Consider the following 21920-nt stretch of genomic DNA (forward strand, 5'->3'; position numbering starts at 1 on the left):
ACCCACCGTGCCGTGCTTCCTCAGCGGCACGCTCTGGAACCTGTCTCAGCAGACAACCCCGGGAGCAGGGACGAAACGGGGGACAGGCGCGCGGCAGGCCGCGCACCCGGCGTGGGACATGGGCGACGGGAGACCCGCCGCACCGCACCGCGTGGCGGGCGTCACCCCGAGGCGTCAGGTGACGCTGAGGGAGGCCGCGGCATTCCCGCCGCACCCCAGTCACACCAACCGCGCGTGTTCGTGCTGGACAAGCACGGCGCGCCGCTTCAACCCACCCGCCCGGCGATGGCGCGCAAGCTGCTGGCCTCCGGCCGGGCGGTGATCCACCGGCACACCCCCCTGGTCATCCGGCTGAAAGACCGGGACGCCGACACCTGCGCGGTGCCCGGCGTCGAGGTCGGCGTCGACCCCGGCAGCAAGCACACCGGCTTGTCCGTCTTCCACGACGGTGACGGCACCCGCACGGGGCTGTTCGCGGTGCAGCTCGACCACCGGGGCGGGCGCATCCGAGACCGGCTGGCGGCGCGAGCCGCCTTGCGGCGGCGCCGCCGGGGCGCGAACCGGCGCTACCGGGCGCCGCGTTTCCTCAACCGAGCCCGGCCGCAGGGATGGCTGGCCCCGTCGCTGCGGCACCGGGTGGACACCACCATGAGCTGGGTGGACCGGCTGGCCCGGTGGGCACCGGTGCGCGCCGTGCATGTGGAGCGGGTGGCGTTCGACACCCATGCCATGTCCGCGGGTCGCCCGCTGGAAGGGGCCGAGTACCAGCAGGGCACCTTGTGCGGGTATGAGGTGCGCGAGTACCTGCTGGAAAAGTGGGGCCGCGCCTGCGCCTACTGCGGCACCAGCGGCGTGCCGCTGAACATCGACCACATTCATCCCCGCTCCCGCGGCGGCTCGGACCGGATCTCGAACCTGGCCGTGGCCTGCATCGGCTGCAACCAAGCCAAGAACGCGAGCCCGGTCCAGGAGTTCCTGGCCACACGCCCGAAGGTCTTGGCGCGTGTGCTGGCCCAGGCCAAGGTGCCACTCAGGGACGCGGCAGCCCTCAACGCGACCAGGCAGGCGCTGTGGCAAGCTCTGACCGCAACCGGCTTGGTCGTGCACGCCGCCTCCGGCGGGCGGACCAAGTGGAACCGGTCGCGGACCGGCGCCGCCAAGTCACACACCCTGGATGCCCTGCACGTCGGCGAGCTCGACGCCGTGGCCTGCTGGCCGGCCGTCGTGCTGGTGGCCGCCTGCGCCGGTCGCGGCGGCTACGCCCGCACCCGCACCGACCGGTACGGGTTCCCCCGGCTACGGCTGCCCAGAGTCAAACAGATCCACGGGTTCGCCACCGGTGACCTGGTACGCGCCAGCGTGCCCTCCGGCAAAAAAGCCGGGGTTCACACCGGCCGGGTCGCCGTCCGCTCCACCGGCAGCTTCAACATCACCACCACCCGCGGCACCGTCCAGGGCATCGGCCATCGGCACGTCCGCCTGCTGCAACGCGGCGACGGCAACTCCTACCACCACCAAGCAGAAAGCGAAGGCGATGCGCCACCGTGACTGGATCGACGGCGATTCGCCTGGCGTCGAATCGCCGTCCCCTCCCTGCTCCGCATGAGTCCGTTTCCTCTCCGGCCTGAAGGCCGGAGTATCCACGGAGATTCTGATGAAAAGACCTCTGCTCATCTTCATCGTCCTGGCCTTCGGGTTGTCCTGGGCGGCGGTGCTGCCCATCTGGTTCGGCGGTGGGCTCGGCTCGCCGCTGATGGCCGGGCTGGCCACGCTGATGATGTTCACGCCCACCGTGGGGGTGCTCGGGGTGTGGGCGCTCTCGCGCACGCCGTTCAAGGAGTGGGCCAGGCAGACCGGGCTGACGCTCGGCGAGCGCAAGGGCCGCACGGGCGCGCTCGTGCTCGCCGCGTGGTTCGGCGTCCCCCTGCTGGTCTTTCTCGCGATGGGGCTCAGCGCCGCGGTCGGGCTGGTGTCGCTGGACCTCGGCGGGCTCAGCCTGCTCAGGTCGGCGCTGGAGGGCCGGGGCGCCCCGGTGCCCCCCGACCTCGGCTCGGTGGCCGCCATCCAGGTCGTGCTGGCGGTGCTCGCCGGTCCCGTGCTCAACGCGATCCCGGCGCTGGGGGAGGAGTGGGGCTGGCGCGGCTGGCTGCTGCCCCGGCTCGTGTCCGGGAACGGCGTCTTCGCCGGGCTTCTGCTCTCCGGCGCCATCTGGGGGGTCTGGCACGCGCCGCTCACGCTGCTCGGCTACAACTATCCCCGGCTCGGGTCGTGGGCGGCGCTGTACTTCATCGGGTTCTGCGTGCTCGCCGGGGTGGTGTTCGGATGGTTGCGGCTGCGCACGGGCAGCGTGTGGCCCGCCGTCGTGGCGCACGGCTCGCTGAACGCGGTGGCCCCGGCCGCCATCCTGCTCGGCGACGCGGCCGCCCCGCCGAACGAGGTGCTGGTCGGGGTGACCGGCCTGGTGGGGTGGGTCCTCATCGCGGTGATCGGCGCGGCTCTGCTGCGCTTCTTCCCGGTACGCCCGCCGCAACCGGCTGCCGAGCCCGCCGCCTAGCCGGGCCCGACTCCGCCTGTCAGCCGAGCCCGCCGCCTAGCCGAGCCCGACTCCGCCGCTCAGCCGAGCCCGGTCAGCCGAGCCCGGTCAGCCGAGCAGCGCGCAGGCCACCAGCGTGGCGGCCGTGGCCGTCTCCACCAGCGCGCCGAGGACGTCGCCGGTGATGCCGCCGAGGCGCCGCCTGGCGCGCCGGAGCAGCAGCAGGGCGGCCGCCAGGCCGGTGAGCAGGCCGAGCGGCAGCGCGAGGAAAGCGGGCAGCCGCAGCCCTGTGGCCCCGGGCTCGCCCTCCAGCGAGTACCCAGGGGCTATGAGCTCGGGGCCCCACTCCTCGCGGATGATCCCGTCGCTCGGCGCATAGCTGCCGTACCTCAGCCCAGGCGTGAGGTACTGGGGGTCCGAGCCGGTGAACCACGTGGTCGCTTCCCGGGCCAAGCCCGACGGCCTGCCGTCCCAGACGTGGGAGTCGATGGACAGGCCGAAGGCGGCGGAGGCGAGCAGGGCGGCCAGGGTGACGAGCCACGGCGCGGAAGGGCGTACCGTGCCGGCGACCGTCGCCCCCAACCCTTCCGGCCGGGCGGCGGGGACGCTCGGCCGGCAGGCCCACGTCAGGGCCAGCCGCCCCGCCACGCAGGCGGCCGCCAGGGCCGCGAACCCGGCCTCCGCCAGTGCCGCCACCTGGACGAGCAGCGTGAAGACCAGAGCCATCACGCCGAACGGCCCGATGTCCGACTTTTTCATGATGGCGAGCGCCTGATCGGCGGGCTTGCCGCTGCCCAGCCCGTCCGCCAGGTCGGCCAGCCCGTCCAGGTGCAGGCCCCGGGTCAGCAGGGCCAGCAGCCCGACCGCCAGCGCCGCGCTCAGCAGCGCGGGCACGGGCAGGCCGAGGGGCAATCCGGCGACCGCGCCGAGCGCCAGGCCGACGACGGGTGCCAGCGTCATCGCCTGCCCCGCGACCTGCCGGTCCACGTGCTCGACCCGCACGGGGAAGACGCTGAGCGTCCCGATCGCGAACCGCAGCCCGTGCATCAGTGGCATATCCGACGATCGTAGGGCCACTAGGGTGGCGGGATGCACGTGGTTGAACTCGAAGGCGTAGGCGTCCGAGTCGTCGGCAAGTCGCTGCTGGACGCGGTCGACTGGCAGGTGGACTACGGAGACCACTGGGTGGTCCTCGGCCCCAACGGCGCGGGCAAGACGACGTTGTTGTCGCTGGCCGGCGCCGTACGGCACCCCAGCGAGGGCACGGTCAAGGTGCTCGGCCACCGGCTCGGGCGGGTCGACGTGCGGGAGTTGCGCCGCCACATCGGCCTGGTCGCCTCCAGCCAGCGGCTCATCGACGAGGAGCTCATGGAGGAGGAAGGGGCGACCGCGCACACCGTGGTGCTCACCGGGCACACGGGGACGAGCGTTCCGCTGTGGGACAAGTACGGCGATGCCGAGCGGGACCGGGCCGACCGCCTCCTGGCCGACCTGGGCTGCAAGGACCTGGCGGACCGGCCGTTCCGCGTGTGCTCGCAGGGTGAGCGGGCCAGGATCAGGATCGCCAGGGCGCTCATGGCGGACCCTGCGCTGGTGCTGCTCGACGAGCCGTTCGCGGGGCTCGATCTGCCGGCGCGGGAGGACCTCATCACCGCCGTCGAGGACCTGGCCGCGACCAGGCCGGTGCTCACGACCGTGACGGTGACGCACCACGTGGAGGAGGTGCCCGCGACGACCACGCACGCCATGCTCATGCGCGAGGCCGGGGTGCTGGCCGCCGGGCCGATCGCGGACGTGCTGACCCCGGCCAACCTCTCCGACTGCTTCGGCCGCCCTCTGCACGTGGACCGGCTCGACGGCCGCTGGTACGCCCGCGCCGTCCGCCCGTAACGGCGCACCCCGGTCGCTGGTACGCCCGCGCCGTCCGCCCGTGACGGCGCACGCCGGTCGCGCTTGCGGTCCGTTTCCGCGGGTCACAGCTCCAGGAGCCGTCCCGCCACGACCAGTGCCACGTACTCGGACTCCGCGGCGAGGCGCTCGTTGAGCCGGCCGAGCGCGTCCCTGAACAGCCGTCCGCTGGCCGTCGCGGGCACCACCCCCATCCCCACCTCGTCGGACACCGCCACGATCGGCTCCGGAGCCTGCCGCCAGGCCGCCACCAGTTCGTCGCACCGTGCGTGGACCGGCGCCCGGTCGCCCTCCCAGGCCCCATGCTCGTCGAACACCGCTGCCAGCCAGGTCCCGAGCCCGTCGATCAACAGCGGCGTGGTGGCGTTCGCGATCGTGGCGGCCAGGTCGGTGGTCTCGATGGTGTCCCAGTGCGCGGGCCGCCGGCACCGGTGTGCCCGCACCCGCGCGGCCCATTCGCCGTCGCCCGCCCCGTCCGGGCCGGTGGCGACATAGGTCACGTACGGCTCGGCCGCCAGCCGCAGTTCGGCCTCCGCCGACTTTCCTGACCGCGTCCCACCCAGTAACAACGCCCGCCCCACCTGCGGGCTGCGAGCCGCTCGCCGCCGCTCAACGGGCGCCCGGTGTGCGATCGGCAGGGTCTCCAGCGCGGTGCCGTCCGGGGTCTCCAGCGCGGTGCCGTCCGGGGTCTCCAGCGCGGTGCCATCCGGAGTCTCCAGCGTGGTCCCGTCCGGGACGGCCACTGCGCCCCACAGCCGGAGCCGCCTGGCCAGCTCGTCCTCCGACCGCACCCGGTGATCCAGCCCGATCGCCACCACCTGGGTCGCCTCGTCCACCAGTCCCGCCCGTCGCAGCGCGCCGAGCCGCTCCGGCCGGTCCAGCAGGTCGATCAGCACCACGTCGTACCGGGATGGTTCGTCGTCGTACCGGGGGGCCACGCCGGGGTCGGGCGACGGCTCCAGGCTCGGCGGCAGGCACAGCAGGGCCGCCCCGCCCGGGCCGACCAGCCCGCGGCCGCCGCCGCAGACCCGGTAGCCGCGCGGCGCCTCGGCGAACGGAAAACGGACGGCGCCGTCCACGACCAGCTCGAACGGGTGGCGATGTCCGGCTGGCAGCTCTGCACAGGAGACGCACCGGCAGCCGGGCTCGGGCCAGCCCGCGCCGCCCGCCGTACCGGAGAGAAGGACCTTCACCGCGCCGAGCGTACAGAGGGGCGCCGGACCGCGGGCGCTCGCCGGGCCGGGGCGTCGGCGGTTCGGCCGCGTGGGCGGCTAGCGGGCCGCCGGGGTGGAGGGCTTGGCGCGGCGGCGGGTGGCCACGACGGCGCCGCCGGCGATCAGCGCGAGCGCGCCCGCGCCGCCTGCGATCAGGGCGACCGGCACCCCGCCGCTCCCTCCGTCGGCGGCGGGCGCGGCGGCAGTCAGCTGGGTGCCGCCTTTCTCCTTGGCCGGGTAGTCGTTGACGGCCACGACGTCACCCTGGCCGTTCACCCGCACCTTGGCCGCGGTGGCGAGCAACTGGGCCGTGGTGGCGTCCTCGGTCCCGGCCACGCACGTGAGCACCCCTTGGGCGGGCGGCTGGTCGCCGGGGTAGGCGTCGGTGTCGCCGTCGCCGAAGTCCACCGCCACCGCCACCCGCTTGTGCCCGGACGCCGCGGTGTCCTTGCCGCACACGGTCTCGAACGCGGGCAGGTCCCCGCCGGGGGACTCGCTCGCCGCCCCGTCCGGCGCCGCGGAGAAGCGCCAGCCGATGACGGAGCCGTCCGCCGGCGTGTCCCCTGCCGCGGTCGCGAGCCAGGCCGTGCCGTCGCTCTGCCAGACGCTCCACAGCCGCGTGGCATGGGGATCCGCCACACCGGGCAGAGGGGCGTTGGGATTGATCGAGGGAGAGGCGAGAGCGGAGAAGGGGAGGGAGAGGAAGGCGGCCGCCCCGAGGGCGACCCCCACCGCAACACGGTATGCGCGCAGCATCGATTGACCTCCAAACTCGGGAGTAGGGTTCCAGTGCCGTCGGAAGGTGCGCCGGCGAACCCGCGGAAAAGGAGCGTATGGCATGACATGGCGGTGGCGTTATGAAAATGCAAATGGTGGTGAGGTAACAGATCGCCCTTTGCCGCGAGAGGTTTTTCCGAGCCAGGCGGACGCCGAGTCCTGGATCGGCGAGAACTGGCGTGACCTGGTCGAATTGGGTGTCGAGCAGGTCGCGCTGCTGGATGAGGACCGTGTTGAATACACGGGTTTGTCATTGCGTCAGGAGTGAATTCCGGATAAATGAAAAACCCCTTGAGCCCTGTTGCGGCTCAAGGGGTTTTTGCTGTGATGAGGGTTATGGGCGGGTGCGGGGACTCACGGTCTTGGCCGGGTCGCGCTCGACTACCGGGCCGAGCACGTCGTCGATCCGCCGCAGCACGTCCTCCTCCAGCTTGACGCCCGATGCCTTCACGTTGTCACGCACCTGCTCGGGACGACTGGCGCCGACGATGGCGCTGGAGACGTTGGGGTTCTGCAGCACCCAGGCGATCGCCAGCTGCGCCATGCTCAGCCCCAGGTCGGCGGCGATCGGCTTGAGGTCCTGTACGCGGGCCAGCACGTCGTCGTTCATGAACCGGGCGATCATGGCGCTGCCGCCGGCGTCGGTGGCCCGCGAGCCCTCGGGCGGCTGCTGGCCGGGCACGTACTTGCCGGTGAGCACGCCCTGGGCGATCGGGGACCAGACGATCTGGCCGATGCCCTCCTTCTCGCTCAGCGGCACGACCTCGGCCTCGATGATCCGCCACAACATCGAGTACTGAGGCTGGCTGGAGACGATCCGGTCGAACCCCATCTCGTCGGCGATCTTCAACGCCTGGGCGATCTGGTCGGCCGTCCACTCGCTGACGCCGATGTAGAGGACCTTGCCCTGGCGTACGAGGTCGTCGAACGTCTTGAGCGTCTCCTCCAGCGGCGTCTCGTAGTCGAAGCGGTGCGCCTGGTACAGGTCGACGTAGTCGGTCTGCAGCCGGCGCAGCGAGCCGTTGATCGACTCGGTGATGTGCTTGCGCGACAGGCCGCGGTCGTTCTGGCCGGGGCCCGTTGGCCAGTAGACCTTGGTGAAGATCTCCAGCGACTCCCTGCGCACACCCTTCAGCGCCCGGCCGAGGACCTCCTCGGCCTTCGTCCCGGCGTAGACGTCCGCTGTGTCGAACGTGGTGATGCCCTCGTCGAGCGCCGCCTGAACGCACTGCTTGGCGGCGTCCTCCTCGACCTGAGAGCCATGGGTGAGCCAGTTACCGTAGCTGATTTCGCTGACCTTGAGACCACTGCGACCGAGGTGTCGGAATTCCATGGGTCCGACCTTAGTCCTGGCATATGGGGTGATCTGTTTCGGGATAGGGTGCGCGACGTGCTGAAGCTCGTACGGCTGGCGCTGACGGCGGCGATCCTCACCGCGATAGCGATACGGCTGCGCCGCCGCTCCCGCGTGCCCGGGGAGCGGCCTGAGTCCCCGGCGGTCAGTCCGGACCGGAGCCGGCGCATGGGACCGGTGTGGGCCGCCATCGCGGCGATCGTGGCGGTGACGCTGGCGGCCGCGCTGATCCCCACGGAGGCCGAGCACTCGGCCGAGGCGGCATGGCGCGCGTATCAGGTCGAGCAGGCGGCCCTCACGGCCGAGCATGCGCTCCCCGCCGAGCCGGAACGGCCGGCCACGCCGTCTCCCGCCGGTCCGGTGACGGCCGCGCCCACCGGCCCGCCCGTCACGTACACGCCGCCGGCGGCCGAGATCCCCGACCCCAACTGCACGCCCGCCCCGCGCCCGGTCACCGTGCGGCCGATCGATCCGAGGGTCGAGCGGGCCGTGGACCGGCAATGGCGGCGGATCGAGCGGTGGCTCAAGGCGAACGCGCCTCGCACGTACCAGGCGCTCGGCCGGCCCGGCAGGGCGCACACGATCGCCGTCGCCGAGTCGCAGATGGGCGTGGACTTCCCGGACGACCTGCGGGCCTCGCTCCTGCGCCACAACGGCTCGCGCGGGCATTCGGTGTTCGGCTTCTGGTTCGCCGGCGCCGACGCCCTGACGATCCGGGAGATCAGGGACACCTGGCGCTGGTATTGCTCATGGGAGCGCGCCGACCTAGGGAGCGATCCCGCCGTCGAATACTGGAACGGCAGGATGATCCCGTTCCTCTACTTCGAGGAGCGGAACTCGGGGGAGATGGAACACGCCGTGGTCGACTCGGCCGGAGGCGCCGTCGGCTGGGACGACACGATCTCCGGCATGGCCCCTCGGCTGTCGTCCTCATATGCGCTGCTGCGGGCCGTCGCCGACGCCCTGGAGCAAGGCAAGGAGGTCGACGGCTGGCGGCCCGCGGTCAGGCGAGGCGTGCTGCGCTGGGACTAGGTCAGGGAATAGCCGTCCCGTGAACGGCTATTTCTTCGGCGGGACCGGCTTGCCGCCGGGCAGCACCATGGGCGGCGGGAAACGCAGCCTGCGGATCTGCAGCGCCCGCATCGCGGCGTAGAAGCCCACGCCCTTGAGCGGCTCGTCCGGCAGCTTCTCCGCCACCAGCCGCTTCACCCTCCACGCCACGTAGATCGAGGTGAAGAGCACGCCCAGCATCATGACCGGCCAGCCGATCGCGATGACCAGGTTGAGCACCATCGCCCGGATCTCGATGGGCCACGGAACCCACGTGGCCAGCAGGATCACTAGCGAGAACGGCAGGAAATACTGGCTCGGCAGCCGCCGCGAGTCGACCCAGTCACGCGCGAACTTGCGCGCGGGACCCTTGTCGCGAGCGGGAAAATACCGCTCCTCACCGGCGAGCATGCCCTTGCGGGCCTTGTCGCGCTCGGCGGCCTGCTTGGCCCGCATCGCTCGATAGGCCTCTTTGCGGTCTTTCGGCGCATTGACTGGCTGGCGCCGTTTGCCTTCGGCTTCCCGGCGCTTGGGTGTGGGACGACCTTTACCCTGGGGCTTAGGATCGTCAACGGGGACGGGGGTGTCGTCCACAGAGGTTTGGGATCGGCGTCGCAACACGACGTCAACCCTACCTGGACTGCAACTTAGTGACGCCCCCGTGCGTTATGCGTAGGGTAATCCCAAGGCGGCTGCGCTGCATTGGGTGACCACCAGCACGACCTAGAAGGGGACGGCCGACGCGCATGAGCGTGATGAAGAGACTTTCGATGATCTTCAAGTCCAAGGCCAACAAGGCTTTGGACAAGATGGAGGATCCGCGCGAGACCCTGGACTACTCCTACCAGCGGCAACTCGAGCTGCTGCAGAAGGTGCGCCGGGGAGTGGCGGACGTCGCCACGTCGCGCAAGCGGGTGGAGCTGCAGATCAACGGTCTTGAGCAGTCCTCCAGGCGTCTGGAGGAGCAGGGCCGCAAGGCGTTGTCCGTCGGGCGTGAGGACCTGGCCCGCGAGGCGCTGCAGCGGCGGTCCAGTCTGCAGACGCAGATGGCCGACCTCAAGGTCCAGCACGACAATCTGCAGGCCGAGGAGGAGAAGCTGACCACGGCTTCCCAGCGGCTGCAGGCCAAGGTCGACTCCTTCCGCACGAAGAAGGAGACGATCAAGGCGACCTACACCGCCGCCGAGGCGCAGACACGCATCAACGAGGCGTTCTCCGGCATCTCGGAGGAGATGGGCGACGTCGGCCTGGCGATCCAGCGGGCCGAGGACAAGACCGCGCAGATGCAGGCCCGCGCGGGCGCCATCGACGAGCTGCTGGCCAGCGGCGCGCTCGACGACTTCACCGGCACCAAGGGCGACGACATCCAGGCCGAGCTCGACCGCATGGGCGGCGGCATGGACGTGGAGCTGGAGCTCGCCAGGATGAAGGCAGAGCTCGGGCAGGGCCCGGCGCCGCAGTCCGCCATCGAGCAGGGGCAGCCTCAGCAGCAGGCCCAGCCTCAGCCCCAGTCGCAGCCTCAGCAGCAGGGCCAGGGCCAGACCCAGCAGCTGCGCCAGCCTGGGGAGGGCGCATGATCGTCAGGATCATGGGCGAGGGCCAGGTGGAGATCTCCGCCGACGACATCGCCGTGCTCAATGAGCTGGACAGCGAGCTCGAGGCGGCCATCGAGGTCGGCAACGAGGAGGCTTTCCGCGTCAAGCTGCACGCGCTGCTCGACAAGGTGCGTCACGTGGGCAAGGCGCTGCCCGACGACAGTCTCGAGCCGTCAGAGCTGATCCTTCCGCCGGCGGACGCCTCGATCGACGAGGTGCGGGAGATGCTCGGCGATCAGGGCCTCATCCCCGGCTGAGCCTCCGCCGGACGCGATGCGCGTCCGCCAGGCGACGGCGTGTTCGCCGGCGTCCTGACCGCCCGGATGGCCCCGGGCGCGCGGGCGCCGACCGCGCTGGTGCTCGCATGCCCGAAGCCGTGGGTGGCGATCGTGGATTCCGACGTCCCCGACGCGTTCGCCACCGGCTTTTCCGCGGTTCCCGTGCGGCGATCACCCAAAGTGGTCTAATGATCACGTGGAGCGAAGGTTGTACGTGCTCGCGGCCTCCGCGTTCATCGTGGCGGCCGTGCTGGGCAGTGCCTGGATCACCGGCCAGTTCACCACACCGGGAGTCGACAAGACCCACGGCTACGTCACCGAACTGGCCGCCCGCGACCAGCCCTGGGCGCGCCTGTTCCGGGTCAGCGACGCGCTGTCCGGTCTGGTCTGCCTCCTCGGTGTGGCGCTCGTGCCCCGGGTGGAGCGCGAGTGGCACGGCTGGCTGGCGCTGTCCGCGTACGCGCTCCTCACCATGGTCGCCGCGGTGTTCCCCCTGGACTGCGCCTCGCTGAGCGATCCCGCCTGCGGGCTGCAGGGCCTGTCCCCTGCCCATCACGTGCACCTCCTGGCCGGGGCGCTGGCGGTCGGCGCTGTGGTGGCCGCGATGGTGCTGCTGGCCGCGCGGTGGCGTACCCGGATCGGCTGGTTGCTCACCTGGGCGACGCTGGCCGCGACGGCGCTCACCGCGGCCGCGCTCGCCGCCGGGCGCGGCGCGGGGCTCGCGCACCGCGCGCAACTCACGCTCATCGCCGTCTGGCTGGTGTACGTGGCGCTGCGCCTGCTCGTCGCCGACCTGTGGCACTCCGGGCACGGCAGGCCGCACGTCGTCGAGGAGGGCGACGGGCCGGCGGTGCTCATCACGGCGGGACCGGCGGGCGCCTGGTTCCACTGGGACGCGGTCGCCGGCGAACTGGCCGGCAGCCGCCGCGTCATCCGCTTCGACCGCCCGGGGCTCGGCCTCAGCCCGCGCTCGCCGGCCCCGCCCACCCTCTACGCCGAGGTCGCCCGCCTGGCCGCCCTGGCTCCCGCCCACCCGGAGCAGGTCACCGTCGTGGCCCACGGCGTCGCCTGCTGGCACGCGGAGGCCTTCGCCCGGCTGCACCCGCTGCGCGTGGCCAAGCTCGTCCTGGTGGAGCCCGTCTGCCCGGACGGCCGCAGGCCGCAGGCCGTCGCCAGGGCGGCGGGCAGGTGGCTGCCCGCCCTGGGCGGCACCTGGGCCGCCACCGCGCTGGCCCGCCTGGCGGGGCCGGCCGCGCATCGGAGGCTGGCCGGTCTGCCCGACCCGCTCGGCGTCTACCGCATGGGCAAGGTGCCCGCGGCCGTGGCGGGGGAGTGGCTGGCCCGCCGCGACATGGCCGCCGACCTGCGCCGCGTCAGGGAGGACAAGCCGTTCCCCGAAGTTCCGGTGACCGTGCTGTGCGCGGGGGAGCGGGCCGGCTGCGCGGAGCGGCTGGCCGGCGACCTCGGCGGCAAGCTCGTCCGCCTGCCGCGGGCCGGGCGCCGGATCCACCTCGAGGACCCGGCGGCGGTCGTGGACGCGGTCTGAGCCGTGCCCGCCGGCCCGCCATAACAACCGTGCTCGCAAGCCCGTCATAACGGGTGACGGGGAAGCGCGCGACCCACCAGAATGGCGAGAAAAGCCGCCATAACGTGGGAGACGTCAATGCCGGACCTCGCGGACCCAAGACCAGGGGATCCCGCGTCGGTGGGGGATTTCCCCCTGATCGGGCGCCTCGGTGAGGGCGGGCAGGGCATCGTCTACCTCGCCACGGCCCCGGACGGCGCCAAGGTCGCGCTCAAGCTGCTGCGGGCCGACCTGGCCGGCGACGCCGAGGCGTCGGAGCGGTTCGTCCGCGAGGTGGCGATGGCCAGGCGGGTGGCGCCGTTCTGCACCGCGCAGGTCATCGAGACGGGGTTGTTCGGCGGGCGGCCCTACATCGTGAGCGAGTACATCGACGGCCCCACCCTGACCGACGTCGTCCGCACGCAGGGGCCCCGCTCGGGGGCCTCCCTGCACCGGCTCGCCATCGGCACCGTCACCGCGCTGGTCGCCATCCACCAGGCCGGCATCGTGCACCGCGACTTCAAGCCGTCGAACGTGGTGCTGGCCTCCGACGGCCCCCGGGTGATCGACTTCGGCATCGCCAGGGCGCTCGACCTGTCCTCGACGCTCACCGGGACGGCGATCGGGACGCCCTCGTACATGGCGCCCGAGCAGCTCACCGAGTCGAGCCCCGGGCCGAAGTCGGACATGTTCGCCTGGGCGTGCACGCTGCTGTACGCGGCGTCGGGGCGGCCGCCGTTCGGGCACGACAGCCTGCCCGCGGTCGTCAACCGGATCCTGCACACCGAGCCGGACGTCGGGGCGATCGAGGACCCGGGGCTGCGGGCGCTGGTGCGGGACTGCCTGGCCAAGGACCCGGCCCGGCGGCCCGCGGCCAGTGAGGCGCTCATGCGCCTGCTCGGCCACGCCCCCGCCGCGCAGCCTCCCGCCCTCCTGCAGGAAGGCAGCGCCGCGGCCGCGTCAGGACCGGTGCCCGGGGTGGCCGGACCGGCCTGGCAGGCACCGGCCCACCACAGGCCTCTCGACCAAGGCACGCCCAGCAGGCCCCTCGGCCAAGGCCCGCCCCACAGGCCCGCTCCACGCCGCGTCACCGGCTGGATCGTCGCCGGCAGCGCCGCCGGCGCGCTCGTGCTCATCGCGGTCACCGCCTTCGTCGCCATCCGCCTCGTCGACCTGCCCGGCGGCGGCCGCACGACCACCACGCCACTCGCCTCCGGCGGCGCGGTGACGACCTCCACCATGCCTTCCGCGACGACCTCCAGCGCATTACCCACCTCCAGCGGCGCGGTGACGGCCTCCACCACGCCTTCGTCCACCCCAAAACCGGCGAGCCGCTCGATCGCGCTCCCCGGCACCTCCATCCGCGTCGAGGAAGCCGACGGCGACCCCATCAAGCTCGCCTCTTACACCGTCGGCAGCGGCAAGCGCCTCTACGTGCGCAAGCACGCGACCAACGCCTTCTCCGCCGACTCCCGCTACTTCGAGTACGCCCTGGACGCCAGGACCAATCTGGCTCTCGGCACCGACGTGGACTACAGCACCGACCTCTACGCCACCGTGTCGATCATCAACCACGTCACCGGCGCCAAGCGGATCGTCAAGGTGAGCAGGAAACCGGTCTTCCCCACCACGCCCCGCTGGTCGCCGGACGGCAAGCACGGCCTGGTGACCCTCTACAAGGATGCCGGCGGCAACACCGTCGAGTACGGGTACGGCATCGTCGACGTCACCACCGAGCGGGGACGCGCGTTCCCGATCAAGGAAGCGGGCGCGGGGGAGTGGCGCTTCTTCTGGGACGCGGGCGGCCGGGCGGTCGGCACGTGGGTGGGCGGCCAGATGAGGTTCTACGACCTGAACGGCAAGCTGCTGCGTACCCTGGCGAACGTGGGCACGCCGGTGTGGGTGGAGGGCGACGACATCTCCCCGAACGGCACCCGATTCCTGGCTCACTGCACGCCGGCGGGCACCGCGATCTGCGCCCGCTCCACCTCGGGCGACGACCCGGAGCGGATCATCATCCCGTTCGCCAGCAGCCGCCTCATCGGCTGGTGGGACGACGACCACCTGGCGGTGTGGCGCACCAAGGGGGCCGGGTACGAGGCCGTGGTGATCGACCTGTCCGGGCGGGTCAGCCGGGTGCTGGCGACCGCCCCCGCCAAGGCCGAGTTCGACATGATGGGCTTCCGCTTCACCCGCACCACCGCATGAGCTTCGGCTCGCCGGGCAGGCGTCCTAAGATCAAGGGCGGAACCCATCCAAGGGGGTTGGCGTGGACATCACCGTCATCGGCGAGGGCGCCGTCCTGGCCGCGCCCGACATCCTGCGCCTGCACGCGGGCGTCGAGGTGCGCAGGGCGTCCGCCGCGGATTCCTTCACCGCCGTCCGCGCCGCCGCCGCCCGCCTCGCGGACGCGCTGCGCCAGGCGGGGATCGCCGCGGAGGACGTACGGACGGTCGAGCTGTCGCTGGGACCGGAATACGAGACCTACCCGAAGGTGGCCGCCTACCGCGCGGCTCAAGGCGTGGAGGTCGTGGTGCGCGACCTGACCCGGGCCGATCGCGTCATCGACACGGTGGCCGGGGTCGGCGAGGAGGCCAGGCTCAACGGCGTGGCCTTCGAGCTGTCGAGCCCCGCCGACGTGCTGCGGGAGGCCAGGACCAGAGCGTTCCGCGACGCCGCCGCCAAGGCCACGCAATACGCAGAGCTGGCCGGCCGCCCGCTGGGCCGGGTCGTGTCGGTGAGCGAGGACGTCAAGGGCGGCCCCCAGCCGCTGATGACCCTGGCCGCTGCGGCAGCCGACACCAGCGCCTCGATCAGCCCCGGCCGCCAGACCCTCACGGTCACCGTCGAAGTCGGCTACGACTTCGCCTAGGAGACGCCGAGCCCCGCCCGGCGGGACGCCGGACGGGGCACGGGTGGGTGTGTCACCTCACATGGGGTGGCGCTTGAGGAACGCGTGGGCGGCCTCGCCCACGGCCACCGGGTTCATGCTCTGCATCCCGTGCGTGGCGTTGGGGATGCCGGCCCGCTCGGCCTGCGGCAGCCAGTTCATGAGGAACCGCTGCGTCTCGCGGAACCCGGGCATCACGGACTCGCTGTCCAGGCCCATCGCCGCGAGCACCGGCATGTCCGGCTTCCGCGTGACCAGCCGGTCGGCCTCCGACGGCTTGAAGCCCCACTGCGAGATCGCCGGGAAGTCGACGGTGAACGTCGTGTCGACGCACTGCTCGACGCGGTCCCACACGTCGAGCGGCCCCGTCATCTCGACGGCGGGCAGGAAGCTCGGCCCGCACACCGCCTCCATGTACAGCTGGGCCGCGCCCAGCTTGTCGCCCGTCTCGTACAGCTTCATCGCGCTCATGAAGGCGTCGACGTTGGCGGTGATCGCGTCCGGCTCCTCGCGCGGCAGGTACGGCTCCAGCAGGATCGCGCTGTGCGCCCGCTCGGGGTAGGACAGCAGGAACTGGAAGGCGATCACCCCGCCGAAGGAGAAGGCCATGATGTGCGCCTTCTCGATGCCCAGGTGATCGAGCAGTTCGCGGGCGTGCTGGGCGCCGCCCTCGATGCTCAGCTCGGGCTTGTCCAGCGTGCTGCCGTTGTAGCCGGCGCGGTAGTAGCTGATGAGCTGATAGTCGTTCAGCAGCGGCGGGTGGAACCGCATGGGCGTGATGAGGCTGTCGGCGATGCTGGTGCCGTGGATGCACAGCACGGGCTCGCCCTCGCCCAGCACGGCGTACCTGAGCTCGGCGTCGCTCACCTGCGCCCGCCGGTCATGCTCGACGTTCCACTCGCGCCCGATGTACAGGGCGTTTCGCATCATGGCTTGTGCTCCAATCCGGCCAGGAGGCCGGTCTCGTCCAGGCTCGGCATGAGGTCGAAGACGAGGAACTCCAGGTAGTAGCGGCCCCACAGCAGGTCCCAGAGCGGGAACCGCTCGTTGAACTCCTCGCCGCGCTCGCGCGCCAGCCGCTCCTCCAGCTCCCAGATCAGCGCGTCGAACTCCGCCGCGGTGAACGGCAGCCCGGCCGCGGCCGCCGCCGCGATGACCTCGTCCTTGGACTTGTCCTTGAGCAGATCGCACTGGTCGGGCCGCTCGGCCAGGCCGCGCAGGAAGTCGATGAGATTGGCTTCACTCACGACAGCTCCTCGTCGGTGAACCGCGCCACCACGTGGTGGACCAGATAGTCCAGGTAGCGGGTGCCCCACATGTGCCGCCACAGGGTGCTGCCGCCGTCGAACGGCTCCTTGTCCTTGTCGACGATGACGCCGGCCTCCAGCCGGCCGATGACCCGCTCGGCGTCGGCCTGGGTGAAGGCGAACCCCTCGTTGCGGGCGTGGAAGAGGACCTGGGGCAGGTCCATGGGGGAATAGCGGGCCAGCAGGCCGGGATCCGACCGGGCCGACTCCAGGAATCTGACGAACTCCGTCTCGGACACGACTAGCGCTCCAGCGCGTTCCTGATCACGTCGTCGATGGCCTTCACGTCGGGCTCGGCCAGCCCGAACGTGGCCAGGTGGCCGAAGACGCTGTCGATCTGCCGGAAGGTCGCGCCGGGGATCCACCCGGCGTACTCCCTGAGCTCGTCCGGCGGGAACAGCGCGTCGCCGGTGAACGCGGCGATCGTGGTCTTGGCCGTGATCCGGCCCAAGGCCTCACGGAGCGATTCGCCCTCGGCGCCCGGCCAGGCCGCGTACGCCTTGCGGGCCTGGGTGACCACGTCGTTGGGGTCCTGCGGCAGCCAGAAGCCCTCCCAGAAGCCCGTGACGAACGCGTCCACGCTGTCGAAGCCGAGGTTGCGCCACACCTCGGTGCTGTCGTAGTAGAACGTACGCGGCGGGGCGGTGAGCGCGCTGGCGTGGGCCACGCGGGCCAGACCGCCGCGCACGCTCGCCGCGTCCTCGTAGGCGCCGTCGTTGTAGTTCGCGTCCGCGGTGATGGGCTCCTCCACGACTGTCTTCAGCCAGAGCTTGGTCCACGGCGGCGGGGTCGGGGCCCCGGCGATGGGGGCGATGCTCCGTACGAGGTCGCCGAAGCGCAGCGCCCACTCGTACACCTGGATGGCGCCGATCGACCAGCCGAGCGCCAGCCGGATCTCGCGCACCCCGAACACCTCCTCGAGCAGGCGCTGCTGGGCGATGACGTCGTCGGCGACGGAGACGGCGGGGAAGGGACGCGCCGGGGTGTTGCTCGGCGCGGAGGACGGCGGGAGGCCGAAGTGGCCGGGCAGCACGATGAAGTAGTCGCGGGGGTCCAGCGCCCGGTTCTCGCCGATCCAGCCGTTGAGCACCTCGGCGGGGGCGCCGAGGATGGTCGGGAAGACGACCACGTTGTCCTTGGCCGGGTTGAGCTCACCAAAGGTCTGGTAGGCGAGCCGGGCGCCTGGGAGCGTGGCGCCGGAGGCGAGGCGGAAGTCGCCGAGATCGAAGGTGTTCATCACTGGCTCCAAACGTCGTCACGCGTCGAACCGCAGAATGGTCTTGATGTTCTTGCCGGACCTGAAGTCCTCCGCCGCCGTCTGGATGTCGGCGAAGTCGTACTCCTTGATGAGCGGCTGCACGGGCAGCCGGCCGCCCCGGATCAGCCGGGCCAGCAGCGGGACCAGCCGGTCCGGGTCGCTGTCGCCCTCGCACACGCCCAGCACGCGGCGGCCGGGCAGCAGCCGGTGCACGTCGATGGAGACCTCCACCCCGTACGGGGGAGCGCCCACGACGGCGACGGCGCCGCGCGGCGCGAGGGCGTCGATGCCCGCGCGCAGCACCTCGGGGTTGCCGACCGCCTCGACCACGTAGTCCACGCCCGCGCCGCCGGTGACTTTGCGCAGCTCGGCGGCCACGTCCAGGCCGGAGGCGTCGATGGTGTGGGTGGCGCCGATCTTGGCGGCCAGCTCGAGCTGCGCCGGGCGGCGGCCCACGGCGATGATCTCACTCACCGGGGTGAGCGCCGCGCCCATGATGGCCGCCAGGCCCACCGCGCCCGTGCCGATCACCGCGATCGACGTGCCGGGCTCCGGGCGCAGAGTGTTCCACACCGCGCCGCAGCCGGTCTGCACGCTGCAGGCCAGCGGGGCCAGCAGCTCGAACGGCAGGTCCGGGTCGACCTTGACCACGCTGCGCTCGTCGGCGATGGAGTGCCGGGAGAACGACGACTGGCCGAAGAACCGGCCGCCGAGCGCAGCGCCGTCCCTGCTGATCGGCGAGCTGCCGTCGCGGCGCTTGCCGCCGATGAGGTTCTGCGGGATCCAGGTGGTGCAGTAGGCCGGGTGGCCGGTCCGGCAGGAGGGGCAGCCCCCGCAGGAGGTGAAGGTGAGCACCACGTGGTCGCCCGGCTGGACCTTGGTCACGCCGGGGCCGGTCTCCTCGACGACCCCCGCCCCCTCGTGCCCGAGCACTCCGGGCAGCGGGAACGGGATATGTCCTGCGGCGACGGTGAGGTCTGTGTGGCAGATGCCGGCCGCCTTCATCCGGACCAGGACCTCACCGGGGCGCGGGGCGTCCAGCTCGACGTCCCGCACGGTGAAGGGCGCTCCTGGCGACTCGACGACTGCCGCTTGCGTGATGGTCACGAGTGTCTCCGATCGTCGGGGGTGAGGGTGTACGTGCTCGTGACGCGGGTCCACTCTCCCGGCCCCCACTCCGCGCCGTGCCCGACCTGGGGCGGCTCGCCGACCACGCGGACGACGGAGTAGTCCAGCAGGCCGGGGGCGCGGCGGGTCCAGATCGAGCCGAGCTCGTCGTGGTGGCGCTGACCGAAGTAGAGCCGGTCGCCGTCGCCGTTCCCGGCACCCGAGCGGGCCAGGCCGAGAAGGTCGTACTCGAGCGGGCACTCGTCCACGCCGGGCAGGTCGATGATGGAGCAGCCGCCGTGGGAGACGTCCTGCCACTCGCCCGGCCGCCAGGTGCCGTCGCCGGCCTTGATCTCGTCGGCGCGGGCCACCAGACCGCTGTCGAACAGGCGCAGGCGGACCTTCACCCGGGAGAAGTCCGCATCCCGCGCCTCGGGCGTGTTCGGGCTCGGGCCGAGCAACTCGAACATGCCCATGATGATGAGCTCGAAGAGCCGGCCGTCGCAGCCGGGGTCCTTGTACGCGTTGAAATGAATCGCCCAGAAAGGACTGTGCAGCCAGAAATCGTCCACGCCGAATATTCCCGGGAATACTTCGGCGGCTTCCTGGCTGCGCCATCTGCCGGCAATCTCTCCGACCGTGAAATCGGCGCTGATATCCATGACACCTCGCATAATCGATTCTCTTTCCGGCGGCCCGGCCCGCGTCAAAGAGGCGGCGCGTACATTGGCAAGTCGGCCGGGCCGCGCGAGGTAATGCGTGCAGTTCTACGCCGGCCGCAGGCCCGGCGGCACGTGCGCGCCCACCTGATCGGCCAGCTCCGCCACCCGTGTGCCGGCCGCCGCGGCGAGCTCCGCCACCGGCCCTCCGGCCCGCGCGGCGGCGCGGCAGCGCTCCTCGAGCATCCGCATCCGCTCGTGCAGCAGCGCCCACGACGGCTCGCGCCAGGGCACGTAGTTGCTCATGGCGTAATACATCTCGAACGCGAACCCCGCCGTGCGGCCAGGGTGCTCAGGGCCGATGGGCAGCGTCGCCATGGCGGACGCCAGGGGGCGCAGCACGCCGGCCATCAGGCTGATCGACGTTCCGACGAGCAGGCCGAGCTGCTCCTCGCTCTCGTCGGTGTGGGTGAAGAAGCGGGTCAGGATGTGCAGGACCAGCTCGTAGGCCACCGCCGCCAGCTCGGCCGTCCGGCGGGCGTCGGGATCGGTGATCAGGGGCTGGGGCTCGGCGATGTTGTACGGCTGCCGCAGGTAGCCGGCCAGCGCCGGCCGCGCCGGCTCGAAGCCCGGATCCCGCTCGCGCAGCTCACGGTACTGCCGCCACATCGCCAGGAAGCGCCCGTAGTGGGCCTCCTGCCAGTCGCCGCGCGCACCCTCGCCCTGCTCGATGATCACCTCGATCGCGGCGAGCGCGGACTTCAGATCCGTGACGGCGATGAGCTGGGGCCAGCGGAAGAGCTCCGGGGTGGCCTGGGCGCGCGCGGACCCCACGAACACCGCGTTCTCCCCGAGCTGGTCGCACAGGGCGCGCAGCCCCTCCTCCAGCCCGCGGTACAGGTGGCCGATCGTCTCGTACTCCTGGCCCCGGGGCATGAGCTCGGCGGGGTCGAGCCGGGCCCGGGTGGGCGGGACCGGCTCGAACTCCTCGGCGTCCTGCAACTGCATGCCCTCAGGGCGCTCCAGGTACAGGAAATGACGCAGGGCCTGCTCGCCGAACGGCAGGAGGTCGAGCTGGATGCCGGACGGGAAGTATCCCGAGCGTTGCGGGAAGTTGGGGCGGCCGAAGGTGGGCGCCGCGCCGATGGCGGCCAGCAGGTTGGACACCAGCGCCAGGTGCAGCATCTCCTCGACCGCGATGGAGCTGAGGACCTTGCGCCAGCCGGCGACCGCGTCCGCCTGCTCCGCCGTCAGGCCCTCCTCCGTCCCGCTCTTGAGGCTGGCCTCGGCGAAGAGGTACTGGCAAAGGATCATGTGTTCCAGCTGTGAGGCCTCGTTGAGCAGCCACCACAGGTGCTCCCGGTTCGCCACGACGATCGGGGGCTCGGACATGCGGGAAACCTCCTCAGTTCGGCTGAAGCACGGCGCGGTAGCGCACCTGGCCGGCCTCCACGCGCTTGAGCACCTCGTTGATCTCGGCGAACGGATAGGTCTCCACACGAGGCGTGACCTTGCCCGCGGCCATGAGGGAGAGCACCTCGACCAGGTCGGAGCGGTTGTTGTGCGTGCTGCCCTTGATGGAGCACTGCTTGAACAGCAGCGTCGCCATGTCGTCGATCTTGAGCGGTCCCGTGACGCCCATCGTGACCAGCCGGCCGCCGTAGCGCAGGCCGGACAGCACGCGGGCGACCAGGTCGGCGGAGGTGGTCGTGGCCAGGATGATGTCGGCGCCGCCTGCGTCGGTCAGCGCCTTGCCGGGGTCGTCGCCCACGACGATGCCCTCCGTCGCGCCCAGCTCCCTGGCGTACTCGGCCTTGTCGGGCGAGGTGGTCAGCACCACCGTCTCCAGGCCGATCGCGGCGGCCAGCTGCACCGCCATGTGCCCGAGCCCGCCGACGCCGAGCACGCAGACGCGCTCGCCCGGCTGGGGCGCGGCGTTGCGCAGGCCGCTCATCGAGGTGAACCCGGCGCAGAAGGCCACGGCCGCGTCGGTGTAGTCCAGGCCCTCGGGCAGCAGCGTGCACCCGGACTCCCAGGCCAGCATCAGGTCGGCGTAGCCGCCGCCGAGGTCCATCCAGGTCTGGTAGTGCTCGCAGGCCACCGGGTGCCAGCGCTGGCAGTGGACGCAGCGGCCCTCGCCGCGCTGCAGCCACGACACGCCCACCCGGTCGCCCACCCGGAGCGTGGTGGTGCCGGGCCCGAGGGCCACGACCTCGCCGACCGGCTCGTGCCCGGGCACGATCGGCAGGCTGACGGGCCAGTGGCCGCGGTGAACCAGCACGTCGCTGAAGCACATGCCGCAGGCGTGGATGCGTACGACGACCTGGCCGGGCCCGGGCTCAGGGTCGGCCACGTCCTTGAATTCCCATGCCGAATTGAGTGCGGTGATGACTGCTGCGCGCATGGTTTCCTCCTTCGCGCGGACA

Annotated in this window: 24 protein-coding genes; 11 read left to right on the top strand and 13 right to left on the bottom strand. The window is 71.8% G+C overall.

The genetic code is table 11. The annotated features are described in order from the left end of the window. The first annotated feature begins 234 nt into the window (after positions 1–234). Together iscB and Q9G87_RS29855 are read left to right on the top strand one after the other, a co-directional pair. Positions 235–1548, top strand: a complete 1314-nt coding sequence (iscB, locus tag Q9G87_RS29850; RefSeq protein WP_305919827.1) for an RNA-guided endonuclease IscB — start codon at positions 235–237, stop codon at positions 1546–1548. 106 nt (positions 1549–1654) lie between these two features. Further along, positions 1655–2554 (top strand): CPBP family intramembrane glutamic endopeptidase, encoded by a 900-nt coding sequence (locus Q9G87_RS29855; protein WP_305919828.1) that lies wholly within the window; start codon positions 1655–1657, stop codon positions 2552–2554. Positions 2555–2641: 87 nt separating this feature from the next. Here the strand turns inward: Q9G87_RS29855 and Q9G87_RS29860 are convergent, their stop codons facing one another. Beyond that, complete coding sequence (locus tag Q9G87_RS29860; RefSeq protein ID WP_305919829.1) at positions 2642–3589, bottom strand: adenosylcobinamide-GDP ribazoletransferase; 948 nt, start codon at positions 3587–3589, stop codon at positions 2642–2644. 33 nt (positions 3590–3622) lie between these two features. Between Q9G87_RS29860 and Q9G87_RS29865 the strand changes: the two genes are divergently transcribed. Next, positions 3623–4423, top strand: a complete 801-nt coding sequence (locus tag Q9G87_RS29865) for an ABC transporter ATP-binding protein (RefSeq protein ID WP_305919830.1) — start codon at positions 3623–3625, stop codon at positions 4421–4423. Between the two features lie 83 nt (positions 4424–4506). Here the strand turns inward: Q9G87_RS29865 and Q9G87_RS29870 are convergent, their stop codons facing one another. Continuing rightward, positions 4507–5634 (bottom strand): bifunctional adenosylcobinamide kinase/adenosylcobinamide-phosphate guanylyltransferase, encoded by a 1128-nt coding sequence (locus Q9G87_RS29870; protein ID WP_305919831.1) that lies wholly within the window; start codon positions 5632–5634, stop codon positions 4507–4509. A gap of 78 nt (positions 5635–5712) precedes the next feature. Next, on the bottom strand, positions 5713–6387 hold the full coding sequence (locus Q9G87_RS29875) for an SCO2322 family protein (RefSeq protein WP_305919832.1): 675 nt from the start codon (positions 6385–6387) through the stop codon (positions 5713–5715). A 106-nt stretch (positions 6388–6493) separates the two neighbouring features. Between Q9G87_RS29875 and Q9G87_RS29880 the strand changes: the two genes are divergently transcribed. Further along, complete coding sequence (locus Q9G87_RS29880) at positions 6494–6700, top strand: hypothetical protein (RefSeq protein WP_305919833.1); 207 nt, start codon at positions 6494–6496, stop codon at positions 6698–6700. A gap of 66 nt (positions 6701–6766) precedes the next feature. Here the strand turns inward: Q9G87_RS29880 and Q9G87_RS29885 are convergent, their stop codons facing one another. Then, positions 6767–7765: an aldo/keto reductase family protein gene (locus tag Q9G87_RS29885; RefSeq protein ID WP_305919834.1), complete on the bottom strand. Its 999-nt coding sequence runs from the start codon at positions 7763–7765 to the stop codon at positions 6767–6769. A 57-nt stretch (positions 7766–7822) separates the two neighbouring features. On the opposite strand from Q9G87_RS29885, the gene Q9G87_RS29890 reads away from it, so the two are divergent. Then, complete coding sequence (locus Q9G87_RS29890; RefSeq protein WP_305919835.1) at positions 7823–8818, top strand: SMI1/KNR4 family protein; 996 nt, start codon at positions 7823–7825, stop codon at positions 8816–8818. A gap of 27 nt (positions 8819–8845) precedes the next feature. On the opposite strand, the gene Q9G87_RS29895 is transcribed toward Q9G87_RS29890, so the two are convergent. Beyond that, the gene (locus Q9G87_RS29895; protein ID WP_305919836.1) at positions 8846–9430 is read right to left on the bottom strand and encodes a DUF3043 domain-containing protein; all 585 of its coding nucleotides are present in this window, start codon (positions 9428–9430) and stop codon (positions 8846–8848) included. Between the two features lie 152 nt (positions 9431–9582). Between Q9G87_RS29895 and Q9G87_RS29900 the strand changes: the two genes are divergently transcribed. The 6 genes from Q9G87_RS29900 to Q9G87_RS29925 all read left to right on the top strand — a co-directional run bounded on the left by Q9G87_RS29900 (position 9583) and on the right by Q9G87_RS29925 (position 15145). Beyond that, positions 9583–10413 (top strand): PspA/IM30 family protein, encoded by an 831-nt coding sequence (locus tag Q9G87_RS29900; RefSeq protein WP_305919837.1) that lies wholly within the window; start codon positions 9583–9585, stop codon positions 10411–10413. Next, positions 10410–10688, top strand: coding sequence for a PspA-associated protein PspAA (gene pspAA / locus Q9G87_RS29905; RefSeq protein WP_305919838.1), 279 nt, complete (start codon positions 10410–10412; stop codon positions 10686–10688). Before Q9G87_RS29900 ends, pspAA begins: the two co-directional genes overlap by 4 nt. A gap of 39 nt (positions 10689–10727) precedes the next feature. Beyond that, entirely contained in the window at positions 10728–10898 is a 171-nt protein-coding gene (locus Q9G87_RS29910) for a hypothetical protein (protein WP_305919839.1), read from the top strand. A 7-nt stretch (positions 10899–10905) separates the two neighbouring features. After that, entirely contained in the window at positions 10906–12255 is a 1350-nt protein-coding gene (locus tag Q9G87_RS29915) for an alpha/beta fold hydrolase (protein ID WP_305919840.1), read from the top strand. Positions 12256–12372: 117 nt separating this feature from the next. Continuing rightward, positions 12373–14481 carry a serine/threonine-protein kinase gene (locus Q9G87_RS29920; RefSeq protein WP_305919841.1) on the top strand — a complete coding sequence of 703 codons (2109 nt, stop codon included), beginning with the start codon at positions 12373–12375 and terminating at the stop codon, positions 14479–14481. Positions 14482–14542: 61 nt separating this feature from the next. Beyond that, a complete protein-coding gene (locus tag Q9G87_RS29925) occupies positions 14543–15145 on the top strand; it encodes an SIMPL domain-containing protein (protein ID WP_305919842.1) in 603 nt (200 codons plus the stop codon). Between the two features lie 57 nt (positions 15146–15202). Here the strand turns inward: Q9G87_RS29925 and Q9G87_RS29930 are convergent, their stop codons facing one another. From Q9G87_RS29930 to Q9G87_RS29965, 8 genes are all read right to left on the bottom strand, one after another. Then, complete coding sequence (locus Q9G87_RS29930) at positions 15203–16093, bottom strand: alpha/beta fold hydrolase (protein WP_305919843.1); 891 nt, start codon at positions 16091–16093, stop codon at positions 15203–15205. Continuing rightward, the gene (locus tag Q9G87_RS29935; protein ID WP_305919844.1) at positions 16090–16410 is read right to left on the bottom strand and encodes a Nif11 family protein; all 321 of its coding nucleotides are present in this window, start codon (positions 16408–16410) and stop codon (positions 16090–16092) included. The genes Q9G87_RS29930 and Q9G87_RS29935 overlap by 4 nt, the downstream gene beginning before the upstream one ends. Further along, complete coding sequence (locus Q9G87_RS29940) at positions 16407–16709, bottom strand: Nif11-like leader peptide family natural product precursor (RefSeq protein ID WP_305919845.1); 303 nt, start codon at positions 16707–16709, stop codon at positions 16407–16409. Before Q9G87_RS29940 ends, Q9G87_RS29935 begins: the two co-directional genes overlap by 4 nt. 2 nt (positions 16710–16711) lie before the next feature. After that, positions 16712–17707: an alpha/beta fold hydrolase gene (locus tag Q9G87_RS29945; protein ID WP_305919846.1), complete on the bottom strand. Its 996-nt coding sequence runs from the start codon at positions 17705–17707 to the stop codon at positions 16712–16714. Between the two features lie 18 nt (positions 17708–17725). After that, a complete protein-coding gene (locus Q9G87_RS29950) occupies positions 17726–18835 on the bottom strand; it encodes an NAD(P)-dependent alcohol dehydrogenase (RefSeq protein ID WP_305919847.1) in 1110 nt (369 codons plus the stop codon). Beyond that, entirely contained in the window at positions 18832–19407 is a 576-nt protein-coding gene (locus Q9G87_RS29955; RefSeq protein ID WP_305919848.1) for a hypothetical protein, read from the bottom strand. Before Q9G87_RS29955 ends, Q9G87_RS29950 begins: the two co-directional genes overlap by 4 nt. Positions 19408–19602: 195 nt before the next feature. Next, complete coding sequence (locus Q9G87_RS29960) at positions 19603–20886, bottom strand: ferritin-like domain-containing protein (RefSeq protein ID WP_305919849.1); 1284 nt, start codon at positions 20884–20886, stop codon at positions 19603–19605. 13 nt (positions 20887–20899) lie between these two features. Further along, the gene (locus tag Q9G87_RS29965; protein ID WP_305919850.1) at positions 20900–21898 is read right to left on the bottom strand and encodes an alcohol dehydrogenase catalytic domain-containing protein; all 999 of its coding nucleotides are present in this window, start codon (positions 21896–21898) and stop codon (positions 20900–20902) included. Between the last annotated feature and the right edge of the window lie 22 nt (positions 21899–21920).

It is taken from the genome of Nonomuraea turcica, from assembly GCF_030718205.1.
Classification (GTDB): domain Bacteria; phylum Actinomycetota; class Actinomycetes; order Streptosporangiales; family Streptosporangiaceae; genus Nonomuraea.